The organism is Streptomyces sp. NPDC002680 (assembly GCF_042889145.1).
In the GTDB taxonomy this organism is placed as follows: domain Bacteria; phylum Actinomycetota; class Actinomycetes; order Streptomycetales; family Streptomycetaceae; genus Streptomyces; species Streptomyces adonidis.
The window spans coordinates 279711-294008 of sequence record NZ_JBIAQP010000016.1 but is presented as its reverse complement, the minus strand read 5'-3'; the positions used below and the strand labels follow the sequence as shown (position 1 = coordinate 294008).

Below are 14298 nucleotides of genomic sequence, written 5' to 3'. Positions count from 1 at the left end.
CGTCCGGCGTTTGAGGACGAGCGCGTTCAGCGCGACAAGGGGGGTCTGGGGGCGCAGCCCCCAGGGATGGGAACGGGTAGGGGCGGCGGGGGCGAAAAAACCCCTCACACCGCCCCCCACGCCTCCAACGCCAGCCCCGGCTCCCGCTTCCGGCGTGCGACCCTCAGCGCCCCGCCCCCGGGCACCACCGTCGCCGCCACGACCCTCCCGGCCTCGTCCTCCGTCAGCGACACCCTCGCGTCCAGCGGGAGTTGGGGCCCCGACTCCGTCCACCACGCCCCCGCCGACTCCTGCTCCGTCGGATACGCCGCGAACGCCACCCGCCCACTCGCCGAGCGCTGCGCGAGCAACGTGCAGTCGATCTCGTCCAGGGTGCAGCGGATCACCGACACGGGGCCGGGGCCCGCGCCCGGGAGAACCTCCACCGGCTCGCTCCCCGCCCGCCACGCGCACACCGTGTCCGTCTCGTCCGTGTAGAAGAGGGTCACGTGGTCGTCGGACGTGACCAGCGCCCGCAGGGTGCCCGGACGGGCCGTCACCTTGAGCGGGGTCTCGTCGAGTTCCGGGATCCAGCCGGGGCCACCCTGCGTCCAGCGCACGATGCCGTGGGGCGAGTTGCCGTACAGCTCGACGCGGCCCGAGGTGCGCGTGACCGCCGTCAGCTGTTCCTCCACCCCTTCGCCCTTGAGGTCGCGCCACGGGCCCCAGCCGCCGCGCTCCTTCTGGCCGCGCATGCTGACCCCGCCCACCGCGTTCCGTACGAAGACATGGGCACGGCCCTCCGCGTCGACGGCGACCGCCGGTACGCCCGTCCGGTCGCCCTTCTGGTTCGGGTGGCCGAGGGGCGTCCAGTCGAGGGCGGCGAGGGCGGGGCGGAAGTGGGTGGTGTGGACGAGGCCCGCCTCGCCCTTGACCGTGGGGCGCCAGGTCGCCAAGTGGGTGTACTGGTCGGCGCCTTGGCCGACGCCGAGCATGGGGTGCACGCGCTGGTCGCCGCCGATGCGCCTGGGTTCGAGCCAGGGCCCGCCGGGCCGGGACTCCGCGCGGCAGACGATCGCGTCTCCCACGGCGTCGTACGTGCTCAGCCGGCCGTCGCGACCTCGTATCAGCCAGTCGCCGTTGACCGACTCGGGACGCCCCGCGGCCGTGGTCGCGGAAGGAGGAACAATGGGCACTGGACTACTTTAGTGTGCTCTTACCTTTGCCGCGCCTCCCGGCCCCCCTCATCCGGTACAGACGATTCCGGTACTCGCCCTTCCCTTACCTGCCCTTACCCACCCTTACCCGCCATTCCGGTGCCGCGTGCGACCCTGACCCCATGGACACCCCACTCCTCCTCATCGTCGACGCCGCCAATGTCGTCGGCTCGGTTCCCGACGGCTGGTGGCGGGACCGACGCGGGGCCGCCGAGCGGCTGCGGGACCGGCTGGTCGCGTACGGGGAGGGCGGCCTGCCTGGGCACGCCGGGCCCCTGGAGATCGTCCTCGTCGTCGAGGGTGCCGCCCGGGGTGTGGCCTCCGTGCCCGGCGTACGGGTCGAGTCCGCGCCCGGCAGTGGGGACGACCGGATGGTCGAACTGGTCGCCGAGGCCCAGGGGCGGGACATCCTCGTCGTCACCGCCGATCGTGAACTGCGGCGCCGGGTCGCCGAGTTGGGTGCCGACGTCACCGGGCCCCGTACGGTGCGCGGCGGTTAGCCCGCCGTACCGTACGGGGCCCTCTCACTCAACTCCGGCGACCTGTCGGTCAGTTGGCGTCCACCCTTGTCTCCTCCCGCTGCCCGAGGAGGCTGTGGGAGCGGCCGTACGCGAAGTACACGATGAAGCCGAGCACCATCCAGAGGGCGAACCGGAGCCAGGTCTCGGCGGGCAGGTTCAGCATCAGCCAGAGCGAGGCGAGCACCGACAGGATCGGGATGAACGGTACCCACGGGGTACGGAAGGCCCGGTGCAGGTCGGGGCGGGACCTGCGGAGGATGACCACGCCGATCGCGACGACCACGAAGGCGAACAGCGTGCCGATGTTGACCAGTTCGGCGAGTTCACTGAGCGGGGTGAAGCCGGCGACGATCGCGATGATCACGCCCAGCAGGATCGTCGGGCGGTGCGGGGTCCGGAAGCGCGGGTGGACGTGGGAGAAGAAGCGGGGCAGCAGGCCGTCGCGGCTCATCGCGAAGAAGACCCGGGTCTGGCCCAGCAGAAGGATCATGCAGACCGTTGTCAGGCCGACCGCCGCGCCGAAGCTGATGAAGCCCGCGAACCACGGGTGCCCGGTGGCCTTGAAGGCGTCGGCGAGCGGCGCGGTCACCGACAGCTCGGTGTAGTGCTGCATGCCGGTCACCACGATCGACACCAGGACGTAGAGGGTGGTGCAGATGATGAGGGAGCCGATGATGCCCCGGGGCATGTCCCGCTGCGGGTTCTTGGTCTCCTCGGCGGCCGTGGCCACCACGTCGAAGCCGATGAAGGCGAAGAAGACGACGGAGGCGGCGGTGAAGATGCCCATCACACCGAAGTTGGACGGCGCCCAGCCGAACATCAGCTGGATCAGCGGCGCTTGGAGGCTGTCACCGGCCGGGACCTCCTGCGCCTTCGGGACGAACGGGTCGTAGTTGCCACTCTCGATGAAGAAGGCGCCCGCGATGATCACGGTCAGGACGACGGTCACCTTGATGGCGACGACGATCGAGGTGACGCGCGCGGAGAGTTTCGTACCGAGTACGAGGATGGCGGTCAGTACGAGGACCAGCACGGCGGCGAGGATGTCGAAGCCGAAGCCGTCGGCGCCGTCCCGGCCGCTGAGCGCCTCCGGCAGATGCCAGCCCGCGTTGTCGAGGAGCGAGTCGATGTAGCCGGACCAGCCGACGGCGACCACCGCCGTACCGAGCGCGAACTCCAGCACCAGGTCCCAGCCGATGATCCAGGCGGGCAGTTCGCCGAGCGAGGCGTACGAGAACGTGTACGCGGACCCGGCCACCGGGACCGTGGAGGCGAACTCGGCGTAGCAGAGCGCGGCGAGCGCGCAGACGACTCCGGCGACCACGAAGGCCAGGGCGACGGCCGGGCCCGCGTTGTTCTTGGCGACCGTGCCGGTGAGGACGAAGATGCCGGTGCCGATGATGACACCGACCCCGAAGACCGTCAGATCCAGCGCGGACAGGGATTTCTTGAGCGCGTGTTCCGGTTCCTCGGTGTCACGGATGGACTGTTCGACCTTCTTCGTCCTGAAGAGGGTGCTGCTCACGGGCGTACCTCCCACGCTGTGTCGTCCCGGACATGATCGAGAGGGGGCGTGGAGCGCATGCCCCGGCGCGAGGGAATTCACGCTAATGGGCCGCTTTCCCCACCGTAAAGGGTGGTGAAAGCGGCCCATTGAGCCTGTTCCGTTTTCCGTGGGTCAGTCGCGGGCGGGCTCCACCGAGTCGACCTCGGACTGCTCGAACCGTCCGTCGATCTTCGAGACCAGCCCGGTGACCTGGCGGGCGATGTCCGGCGCGGTCAGGCCGATCTCCGCCATGACCTCGGCCCGGGAGGCGTGGTCGAGGAAGCGCGGCGGGATGCCGAAGTCACGCAGCGGTACGTCGACCCCCGCGTCCCGCAGGGCCTGCGCGACGGCCGAACCGACGCCGCCCACCCGGGAGTTGTCCTCGACGGTGACGACCACGCGGTGCCGCTCGGCGAGCGGGGCCATGGCCTCGTCGACGGGCTTGACCCAGCGCGGGTCGACGACGGTCGTGGAGATGCCCTGCTGCTCCAGCAGCCCGGCGATCTCCAGGCACATGGGGGCCAGCGCGCCCACGGAGACGAGGAGCACGTCGGGCGTCTCCGTCCCCGGCTCGCGCAGTACGTCCATGCCGCCGACGCGTCCCACAGCGGGTACGGCGGGGCCGACGGCGCCCTTCGAGAAGCGGACGACGGTCGGCGCGTCGTCGACCTGGACGGCCTCGCGGAGCTGGGCGCGGACCTGGTCGGCGTCGCGCGGGGCGGCGAGCCGCAGACCCGGGACGACCTGGAGGATCGACATGTCCCACATGCCGTTGTGGGAGGCGCCGTCGGTGCCTGTGACGCCGGCCCGGTCGAGCACGAACGTCACACCGCACTTGTGCAGCGCCACGTCCATGAGGACCTGGTCGAAGGCCCGGTTCAGGAAGGTGGCGTACACCGCGAAGACGGGGTGCACTCCCCCGGTGGCGAGGCCGGCCGCGGAGACGGCGCCGTGCTGCTCGGCGATGCCGACGTCGTAGATGCGGTCCGGGAAGGCGTCCGCGAACTTCTTCAGACCGACCGGCTGGAGCATCGCGGCCGTGATGGCGACGATGTCCTCGCGCTCCCGGCCCAGCTCGACCATCTCGTCGCCGAAGACGGAGGTCCAGTCGGCGCCGGAGGCCTTGACCGGCAGGCCGGTGTCGGGGTGGATGGGGCCGATGCCGTGGAAGCGGTCGGCCTCGTCCTGGAGGGCGGGCTGGTAGCCGCGGCCCTTCTCGGTGAGGCAGTGCACGATGACGGGCCCGCCGAAGCGCTTGGCGCGGGCCAGCGCGGACTCCAGTGCCTCGATGTCGTGGCCGTCGATGGGGCCGACGTACTTGAGGCCGAGGTCCTCGAACATGCCCTGCGGGGCGATGAAGTCCTTGAGGCCCTTCTTGGCGCCGTGCAGGGTCTCGTACAGCGGCCTGCCGACGACCGGGGTGCGCTCCAGCAGGTCCTTGCCCTTGGCGAGGAACCGCTCGTAGCCGTCGGTCGTGCGCAGGGTGGCCAGGTGGTTGGCGAGGCCGCCGATGGTGGGCGCGTACGAGCGCTCGTTGTCGTTGACGACGATGACCAGCGGGCGGTCCTTGGCGTCGGCGATGTTGTTCAGCGCCTCCCAGGCCATCCCGCCGGTGAGCGCGCCGTCACCGATCACGGCGACGACGTGGTGGTCGTCGCGTTTCTGGACCTGGTTGGCTTTCGCGAGGCCGTCGGCCCAGCCCAGGACCGTCGAGGCGTGCGAGTTCTCGATGATGTCGTGCTCGGACTCGGCCTGCGAGGGGTAGCCGGACAGGCCGCCCTTCATCTTCAGCTTGGAGAAGTCCTGACGGCCGGTGAGCAGCTTGTGGACGTAGGACTGGTGGCCCGTGTCCCACAGCACCTTGTCCTTCGGCGACTCGAAGACCCGGTGCAGCGCGATGGTCAGCTCGACGACACCGAGGTTGGGGCCGAGGTGGCCGCCGGTCTTGGAGACCGCGTCGACGAGGAAGGTCCGGATCTCCTCGGCCAGCTGGTCCAGCTGCTCCAGGCTGAGCCGGTCAAGATCACGCGGTCCCCTGATGCGGGTCAGCAGCGGCACCCGTGCCTCCTTGCAGTAGAGCTGATCGAGCTTTCGCCGGGCGTGTCGAGTCTAGTGTTCCGCCTTCGCGAACAACGCCCGGCCTCTGCGTGATACGTCACGCGATCGGCCGTACCCAAGAAGAGCCGCTTCTATGACACGCCTGTGGCCCGGCATCACGTTCGATGCCGGGCCACAGGGGCGCCCTTCAGGGGCGCGGGGAACTGCGCGACCAGCCACGACGGACCGGCACCAGCAGAACCACCGCAACCCCTACGGCGCCATCACGCTCGACCGGCGGCCTTCTGACTCTTACGGGAGACGGAGTCAATAACAACCGCACCCAACAGCACCGCACCAGTGATCATGTACTGGATCGACGTGTTCATGTTCAGCAGATCCAGACCCGTCTGGATCGACTGGATCACCAACATACCCAGCAGCGCCGACCACACGGTCCCCCGCCCGCCGAAGAGGCTGGTTCCGCCGATGACCGCGGCGGCAATCGCCAGCATCAGCGTGTTACCGCCACCCGACGTCAGCGAAGCGCTCTGCGTCTGACCGGCGAAGAACATACCGCCGATCGCCGCGAACGCACCGGCGATCGCGAAGACCGCGATCCGGATCAGCGGAACGTTGATACCCGCACGCCGAGCCGCCTCGATACCGCCGCCGACCGCGAAGACCTTGCGGCCGAACGTCGTACGCCGCAGCACGAAGTCCACGATCACCAGGCACGCGAGGAAGATCACCAGCGCGTTGGACACGCCGGAGGCGGAGTTCAGCACGTACGCCGCGACGAACGCGGCCACCGCGAGCGCACCGACGCGCAGCGCGATCTCGGCGTTGGTCCGGTAGGGCACTCCCGCGGCCTTGCGGCGGCGCTGCTCGATGAGCGATCCGGCGAGCAGGGAGACGACCCCGAGGCCGGCCAGCAGGTAGGCGCCGATGATGGCCTGGTCCATGAAGAAGGACCGCTGCCCGAGGAGGTGCACCGGGCCGGTGTCGGGGATGTTGATGGTGCCGGTCGAGCCGAGCAGCCACAGCATCAGGCCGTTCCAGCCGAGGAAGCCGGCCAGGGTGACCACGAAGGCCGGTACGCCGAGCTTGGCGAAGAACCAGCCGTGCAGGCTGCCGATACCGATGCCGATCACGATGGTCAGCAGCAGGGCGAGCCAGACGTTCACCCCGTGGTTGACCACGAACACGGCGAACAGCGTGGACGCCAGACCGCTGACGGACGCGACGGACAGGTCGATCTCGCCGAGCAGCAGCACGAACACCAGGCCGATGGCGATCATGCCGGTGGCCGACAGGTAGAAGCTGATGTTGGACAGGTTCTCGGCGCTGAGGAACCGGTCGTTCTTCAACTGGAAGATCGTCCAGATGACGATCAGGCCGATGACGACCGGCAGGGAGCCGATCTCACCGCCCTTCACCTTGCGCTTGAACTCGGTCCAGTAGCCCTTCAGGCCCTCTTCGCGGACCAGCAGCCGCGGGTCGACGACCTGTACGGCCGCGGCCGTGGGGTCGTCGGCGGGGGCCACGGTGGCCTGGGACTCGACCACGCCGTCCTTCTTCGCTGTCTTCGACGTGTCGCTCACTTCGCGGCCTCCGTGCTGCGACGGCCCGCACGACGGGTCACGGCGTTTTCCGTGGCCCCGGTGATGGCGGAGATGATCTCTTCCTGACTGGTGTCCTTCACGGAGAAGGAACCGTTGTTCTTGCCCAGGCGCAGCACTGCGACGGTGTCGGCGACCGCCTTCACATCGGCCATGTTGTGGCTGATGAGGATGACGCCGAGGTTGCGCTCGCGCAGCCGCTCGACGAGGTCGAGGACCTGTGCGGTCTGCTCGACGCCGAGGGCGGCGGTGGGCTCGTCGAGGATGACGACCTTGGGGTCGCCGATCAGCGCGCGGGCGATGGCGACGACCTGGCGCTGACCGCCGGAGAGGCTCGCGATCGGGATGCGCACGCTGGGGATGCGGATGGAGAGCGTGCTCAGCAGTTCACGCGAGTTCTTCTCCATCGTGACCTCGTCGATGACGCCGCGGCGCAGCAGCTCCCGACCGAGGTAGAGATTGCCGACCACATCGAGGTTGTCGCACAGCGCGAGGTCCTGGTAGACCGTCGCGACGCCGAGTCCCTGGGCGTCGTGCGGCTTGTTGATGCTGACCGGACTGCCCTCCCACTCGATGACGCCGTCATCGATGGGATGCACACCCGCGATCGTCTTGACCAGGGTGGACTTTCCTGCGCCGTTGTCGCCGACGAGCGCGACCACTTCTCCGGCGTGGACCTCCAGTTCGACATCGGTGAGGGCCTGCACCGCACCGAATCGCTTGGAGACTCCGCGCAACGCCAACACGGGCGTAGCGGACACGTGAACCATCTCCTTCGCCGCCTGACCGGCGGGGATGCCGCGCTGTCAAAAGGCGCGGAGGGTTGTGCACAAGGCACTGGTTTACAAGGTGAACATGCGCGATTCCGCTGCCGATGGCAACGGGTTCCGTCCGACGCCCGTCCCGGCAGCGGGGTCTGAAGGCCGGGGCGGGCGTCGGACAGGTCTCGCGGGACCGCCGGGCGGTCATGTCCGGGTGGACGCCCGTAAGAGCGCCCACCCGGTGCCGGCGGACTCCTTTGTGCGCCGGTGGCGCTTACTGCAGACCGGCGGTCTTGCAGGCGGCGGCGAACTCGCCGGTGCAGATCTCGGCGACCGTGTACAGCTTGTCCTTGATCACGGTGTCCTCGATGTTGTCCTTCGTCAGCGTGACCGGGGTCAGCAGGTTCGAAGGCACCTTGTCACCGGAACCACTGGTCTGCGTCGTGCTGGCGAGCGAGTCGATGCTCTTGCCCTCCAGCAGGGCGACGGCCAGCTCGGCGGCGCCGTCGGCCTCCGGCTTGTACGCCTTGTAGATCGTGCTGGCCTGCGTGCCGGCGAGGATCCGCTGGATGCTGCTCAGCTCGGCGTCCTGACCGGTCAGCGGGACGGTGCTGATGCCCGCGCCCTTGAGGACGGTGGCGATACCGCCGGCCATGCCGTCGTTCGCCGAGTAGACGCCCGCGATGTTCTTGGCGCCCAGCTGGGTGATGGCGGCGGACATCTTCTGGGCGGCGACCTTGTCGTCCCAGTCGCCGGCCTGCTCGTAGGCGATGTCGACCTTGCCGTCGAGGACGCTGTGGGCGCCCTTCTTGAACAGTCCGGCGTTCGGGTCCGAGGCCAGGCCGTTGATCATGACGACCTTGGCCTTCGGGGTGGCCTTGGCGCCCAGCGCGTCGAGCAGGGACTGGCCCTGGAGCTCGCCGACCTTCTCGTTGTCGAAGGAGATGTACGCGGAGACCGGGCCCTGGGCCAGACGGTCGTACGCGACGACCTTGATGCCCTTGTCGACGGCGGCCTGGATCGAGGACTTGATCGCGGCGGAGTCGACGGCGCTGATCGCGATGACCTTGACGCCCTTGGTGATCATGCTGCTGACCTGCTGGGCCTGGGTCGCGGCGCTGCCGGCCGCGTTGGCGTACTCCAGCGTGCAGTCGGAGCACAGCTCCTTGACCTTGGCGTCGAAGTACGGCTTGTCGAACTTGGCGTACCGGGTGGTGACGCTGTCGGGCAGAAGGAGGCCGATCGACTTGTCGCCGCCGGAGCTGCTGCTGCCGCTGTCGTCCTTGTCGTCTCCGGCCTTGCCACAGGCGGCCACGGCGAGAGCCATGGAAACCGCAGTGGTACCGATCACGACTCTACGCATCAACGCGTTCATTTGGGGGTGCCTCCCTGACAGGGCCGCAACGCTGCGGCCGAGGTGGCTGGAAGTCAACTCGGCCACACGTGCGACGTCAAGAAGTAAATCCTTAACGGGTTGGCAACGGCTTTGTTCGTTCTCTAGGTGAAGACAGGAGTTGCTGTGGTCAACGTGCCGTCCAAAAGGGTCGAATCACCCATCTCGCTCAGCGCGAGAGCGAGTGCTCCGAGCACCTCCGCACGGCCTCCAAGTGCCCCTGGAAGAACGGACAGTTGCCGTGCCGCACTGGGGATCGCATAGCGGCCTACGGACTCTCTGATGGGACCGAGCACCAGCTCACCGGCCTCGGCGAGATCACCACCGAGGACCACCCGGCTCGGGTTCAGCAGATTGCAGAGATTGGCGACTCCACTGCCGATGTGTCGGCCGACGTCGGCGATCACGCGACGGCAGCCCGGGTCACCGTCCCGCGCCAGCCGCACGACACCTTCCATGGTCAGGTCGGTTCCGTGGCTGGACTGGAGGAGCGGAAGCACATAGCGCGCCGCCGCGAAGGTCTCCAGGCAGCCCCGGTTTCCGCAACGGCAGACGGGGCCGGATTCATCAAGAGTAATATGCCCGATTTCTCCCGCCGTGCCACCCGGACCCCGGTAGATCTTCCCACTGATCACCAGTCCGGCGCCCACACCGCTCGCGACCTTGATGTACGCCAGGTCGCGCACCCCCCGGCCACTGCCCCAGACCAGCTCGCCGAGGGCCCCGAGATTGGCGTCGTTGTCCACGTGCACCGGCACGCCGAGGCGCCCCCGCATCTCCTCGCCGGGTCTGGTGCCGATCCAGCCGGGCAGGATCGCGCTGGAGCCCAGCGTGCCCGACTCCACGTCGATCGGGCCGGGTACGCCCAGGCCCACTCCGGCGATCTTGGAACGGTCGACGCCCGTTGCTGCGATCAGGCGACTGACCAGCTCTTCCGCCCGGTCGAAGCCCTGCGCGGCGGAGGCGTCCACGTCCAGCGGCTCGGACTCCTCGGCCAGCACCTGATGGGCCAGGTTGCCGATCGCGACGCGCAGATGTGTGTGCCCGAAGTCGATGCCGATCACGATGCCGGCGTCGCCGCTCAGCGAGACGGCACGGGCCCTGCGGCCGCCCGCCGAGGTGGGCGTGACCTCGACCGTTCCGCCGTCCTTCAGCTCGCGCACGATGTTGGACACCGTGGCCGCGGACAGGCCGGTGGTCCTGGCGATCTCGGCCTGCGTGAGCGACCCGGCGAGGCGTACGGCCCGTACGACCCGTTCCAGGTTGGCTCGGTGCAGTGACGACTGCGACCCCGGAGTCTCCACGACGACCTCCTGCGCACGGGACCGCATCGATGAGGCCCGTCTATGTCCAACTAGTGAACTCTAAGCTGAGCCGTTAGGGTCGCCTCCCGTCAAGAGGTTGAACTGCATCCGGGGTCTTGTACACATAGCGGCGCGCGTGCACGGTTTGCGGTATGCACGCGCGCGTACGGCGTCCGAACGAAAGGTTCCGGTTATTTCAGCGCGCCGGCCGTCAGACCCGTCACCACCTGCCGCTGGAAGATGATGTACGCGGCCAGCACCGGCAGCATCGCCATCACCAGGCCGGCGAAGAGACCCGACCAGTCGCCCTTGTAGCCCTGACTGGCGGCCAGCTGCACCAGGCCCTGGGTGAGGACCCGCTTGTCGGGGTCGGTGTTGAGCACCGTCGGCAGCATGTACTGGTTCCACTGGCCGAGGAAGTTGAAGATCCCCACGCTGATCAGCCCGGGCTTGGCCATCGGCAGCATGATCTGGAAGAAGGTCCGGGAGTGCGAGGCGCCGTCGACGAAGGCCGCCTCCGCCACCGAGGTCGGCAGGGTCCGGAAGAACGCGGTCAGGAAGAAGACCGTGAACGGCAGCGAATAGGCGATGTAGACCAGGATCAGCCCGTGGATCGTGTTCAGCAGCCCCATGTTGTCCACGACGTAGAACAGCGGGACAAGGGCCAGCATGATCGGGAAACTCATGCCGCCGATGAACAGGAAGTAGATGAACCGGTTGCCCGGGAACTCGAACCGCGCCAGGACGTACGCGGCCATCGAGCCCAGCACCAGGGTGCCGATGAGCGAACCGGCCACCACCAGGATGGTGTTGAGGAAGTAGTCGCTCATGTTGGCGTCGGTCCAGGCCCGCGCCCAGTTGTCGAAATGCAGCTCGTCCGGCAGGGACCAGGGCGAGCTGAAGATGGCGTTGTCGTCCTTGAAGGACGTCATCACCGCCCACAGGAGCGGCATCACGACCATGAACGCCCAGAGAATGAGCATGCCGTGCGAGAAGGCGTTGAGGACCCTGCCCTCACGCTTCTCCCGGCCGCCCTTCGCTGCTGCGTCCGTCTTGCGCACGGGCCCTCCGGCCTGCTGGGGGACCGTGTCCGACGGTGTGCTTTCGGTCGTCTTCATAGGTGTCAGTACTCCAGCCGCTCGCGCCGGCCCAGCCGCATCACGAGGGCCGCGAAGGCCAGCGTGACGACGAGCAGGGCGACCCCGATGGTGGTTGCGTAGGCGGCCTGACCGTCGCGGAAGGCCTTCTGGTACACGTACAGGACCATGACGGTCGTCGAGTAGTCCGGGCCACCGGGTCCGGTCGTCATGATCTGCACGACCGCGAACGACTCGGCGCCCAGCGCGAGGATGCCCATGTAGATCCAGCCGGACTGCACGGTGTCCCACAGCAGCGGCAGGGTGATCCGGAAGAACGTGGTGGCCCGGCCCGCGCCGTCGAGCAGCGCGGCCTCGTACAGGTCCGCCGGGATGGAGGCCATGCCCGCGGAGAACAGCACCACGAAGAAGCCGACCGTCGACCAGACCAGCACCGCCATCACGCACCACAGGGCGAGGTCCGGGTCGCCGAGCCAGAGCGGCTGGATGCTGTCGAGCCCGATGCCGCGCAGCAGCGAGTTGATCGCACCGCTCTCCGGGTTGTACGCGAAGGCGAACAGCAGCGCGACGATCGCGATCGACAGGACCTGCGGAAAGAAGTAGACGATTTTGTAGAACGAGGAACCGCGGACCCCGGAAATCACCGGTCCGCCGCGGCGCCGCTTCCCGCCCACATTGATCATGAAGGCGAAGAACAGCGCCAGACTGATCGTCACCAGCGGCAGCACCAACGCGAACAGGAGGCTGTGCTGCAACGACTTCCAGAAGATCTCGTCGTCGAACATCCTCTTGTAGTTGTCGAAGCCGACCATCTTGAATTCCGGGCTCAGTCCGGTCCAGTCCGTGAACGAGTAATAGATGGACTGGATGAACGGCCAGACCACGAATAGTGCGTACAGCCCCAGAGGGACCGCCAGGAATCCCACGATGAAGCGGTACTTGCCGTGCTGCATTACCACAGACCCCGTTCCGTACGCGGGTGCCGCCGCCGGTGACAGATCATCGGGTGCCGGTCACTGGTGCTTGTAGTGCTTGATCGACGTGTCCTTCGCGGTCGCGTCGGCGTAGTCCTGGATCTTCTTGATGGCCTCGGCCGGGGTGAGCCGCCCGGCCATCATCTCGCCGAGTCCCGAGACCCCGATCTGCTCCTTCTGGAGCTGTACGTACCAGTCCTGCAGACGCGGGTTGACGACGTTGTCGCCGGCCTTCTCCAGCGCCGCCACACCGGACTTGAGGCCCGGGGTGAGGGTGATGCCGTCGGTGCCGCCGTTGTACGCGGTCAGCGACTTGACCTTGGTGGTGAAGTTCTTGGAGGACGCCTCGCTGAGCATGATGCGCAGCTGCTCCATGCCGCCCGCCGTGTTCTTCGCCTTGGCCGGGACGATGAACGGCTCGCCGCCGGAGGCCCAGATCGTGCCGAACGGCATCTTGTCGGAGCTGTCGATGCCGGTCGGCGCGGAGACGGCGAGGTCGAAGTCGGCCGGCAGGACGTTCGCCGACTCGTTCTCCACCCAGGAGCCGTTCGGGATGAACAGCGCCTTGCCCTTGGCCCACGCGGTCTGCGACTGGATGTGGTCGAGACCAGGGGTGCCCTGAAGGATGTACCCCTTCTTGTACAGCTCGTAGTACGCCTCGAAACAGGCCTTGACAGCCGGGTTCTTCCAGGCGTTCGGCTCCAGGTTGTCGATCGCGTCGAGGACCTCGACGCCGCCGACCTTGCCGATCATCGGGTAGAGCGAGAAGGGCAGGTAGTACGGGTACTTGCCCGCGTAGGTCCAGCCGGCCATGCCCTTTCTCTTGGCCTTCTCGCACACGGCGAGCATCTCGTCCCACGTCTCCGGGTAGGTGGCGTCGAGCGAGTCCAGGGCCTTCTGGGAGTACCAGACGCCGTACACCGTGTAGGCGTAGTACATGATCCAGACCGGGTCGCCGTCGAGCTGGCCCATCTCGACGATGCCCGGCCGCAGGGTGTCGCGGACCTTCTTGTTCGGGTCGTCGTAGGACGGGGCGTCCAGCAGCGGGGTGAGGTCGGCGAGCTGGTTCTTGCCGGCCAGGACGCCCATGTCCATCTGCTCGGCGCCGGAGTTGTCGATCAGGTCCGGCGGGGTGCCCTGGTTGAAGCGGGGCTGGAGCGTGGTCTGGATCTTCTGGGTGGCGGAGAACTTGACCTTCGCCTTGGGGAAGTTCGTCTCGTAGATCTTGACCGCGTCCTCGGCGTACTCCTTGCCGAAACCTCCGTCGAACAGCACGAACTCCATCTGCGCCGTGTCGTTGACGGCCAGCGGGTTCTTCGCGGTCTTCTTGCCCGCGGCGGCCTTGTCCTCGTCGTCTCCGCCGCTGCTCGCACACGCGGACAGGAAGCTCATCGTGGGGACGGAGATCAGACCGAGCGCCGCGGAACGCTTGATCAGGTCGCGGCGCCCCACGCCGTTCACAGGGGTGGTACCGGTGGTGCGGCTCTCGCCGGAGGTGGATCCCATGCTCAAGTCCTCGCCTTCTCCAGGACTCAGGCGGTGAACCGGATCCTCCCGGCACCGCGGTCGGGTCGTACTGGGTCGTGCAGGAAGTACTTAGTGCGTGATGTGCCCTGATCTGAGGGAATACCCGGCGGGCCGCGCGTTCAGCACGTCAAACCACCCTTCCGGCTCTCCCCGTGCCGTCGCCGACCGGTCGAACAGTGGCAGACGCCGACAGGTATAGTCCACTTCCCGTCAAAGGGGCAAGATCGAATGCAGGGTTGGCCGCGGGTCTTTTCCGAGTTGAGACCTCGCGGAAATATGTGGACCGCACACATCCCTTTGAGCGGGAAATTCGCGATATT

11 protein-coding genes are annotated in these 14298 nt (G+C 67.8%); 1 reads left to right on the top strand and 10 read right to left on the bottom strand.

Annotated features, from left to right (window positions below; translation table 11 throughout):
• Nucleotides 1-104: 104 nt before the first annotated feature.
• Nucleotides 105-1175, bottom strand: a complete 1071-nt coding sequence (locus ACFYXF_RS36505; protein ID WP_389356244.1) for a hypothetical protein — start codon at nt 1173-1175, stop codon at nt 105-107.
• Nucleotides 1176-1318: 143 nt separating this feature from the next.
• On the opposite strand from ACFYXF_RS36505, the gene ACFYXF_RS36500 reads away from it, so the two are divergent.
• Complete coding sequence (locus ACFYXF_RS36500; RefSeq protein ID WP_389356243.1) at nt 1319-1696, top strand: NTP pyrophosphohydrolase; 378 nt, start codon at nt 1319-1321, stop codon at nt 1694-1696.
• A 49-nt stretch (nt 1697-1745) separates the two neighbouring features.
• Here ACFYXF_RS36500 and ACFYXF_RS36495 read toward each other — a convergent pair whose 3' ends face one another.
• From ACFYXF_RS36495 to ngcE, 9 genes are all read right to left on the bottom strand, one after another.
• Complete coding sequence (locus ACFYXF_RS36495) at nt 1746-3242, bottom strand: amino acid permease (protein WP_389356242.1); 1497 nt, start codon at nt 3240-3242, stop codon at nt 1746-1748.
• Nucleotides 3243-3395: 153 nt separating this feature from the next.
• Complete coding sequence (gene dxs, locus ACFYXF_RS36490; protein ID WP_389356241.1) at nt 3396-5321, bottom strand: 1-deoxy-D-xylulose-5-phosphate synthase; 1926 nt, start codon at nt 5319-5321, stop codon at nt 3396-3398.
• 263 nt (nt 5322-5584) lie between these two features.
• On the bottom strand, nt 5585-6904 hold the full coding sequence (locus ACFYXF_RS36485; RefSeq protein WP_389356240.1) for a sugar ABC transporter permease: 1320 nt from the start codon (nt 6902-6904) through the stop codon (nt 5585-5587).
• Entirely contained in the window at nt 6901-7692 is a 792-nt protein-coding gene (locus tag ACFYXF_RS36480) for an ATP-binding cassette domain-containing protein (RefSeq protein ID WP_389356239.1), read from the bottom strand. Before ACFYXF_RS36480 ends, ACFYXF_RS36485 begins: the two co-directional genes overlap by 4 nt.
• Nucleotides 7693-7957: 265 nt before the next feature.
• Nucleotides 7958-9058: a sugar ABC transporter substrate-binding protein gene (locus tag ACFYXF_RS36475; RefSeq protein WP_389356238.1), complete on the bottom strand. Its 1101-nt coding sequence runs from the start codon at nt 9056-9058 to the stop codon at nt 7958-7960.
• A gap of 122 nt (nt 9059-9180) precedes the next feature.
• A complete protein-coding gene (locus ACFYXF_RS36470) occupies nt 9181-10380 on the bottom strand; it encodes an ROK family transcriptional regulator (RefSeq protein ID WP_369029498.1) in 1200 nt (399 codons plus the stop codon).
• Nucleotides 10381-10571: 191 nt separating this feature from the next.
• Nucleotides 10572-11498, bottom strand: a complete 927-nt coding sequence (locus ACFYXF_RS36465) for a carbohydrate ABC transporter permease (protein ID WP_389356237.1) — start codon at nt 11496-11498, stop codon at nt 10572-10574.
• A gap of 5 nt (nt 11499-11503) precedes the next feature.
• A complete protein-coding gene (locus tag ACFYXF_RS36460; protein ID WP_389356236.1) occupies nt 11504-12430 on the bottom strand; it encodes a carbohydrate ABC transporter permease in 927 nt (308 codons plus the stop codon).
• Nucleotides 12431-12490: 60 nt separating this feature from the next.
• Nucleotides 12491-13957, bottom strand: a complete 1467-nt coding sequence (gene ngcE / locus ACFYXF_RS36455; protein ID WP_389356235.1) for an N-acetylglucosamine/diacetylchitobiose ABC transporter substrate-binding protein — start codon at nt 13955-13957, stop codon at nt 12491-12493.
• Nucleotides 13958-14298: the final 341 nt, after the last annotated feature.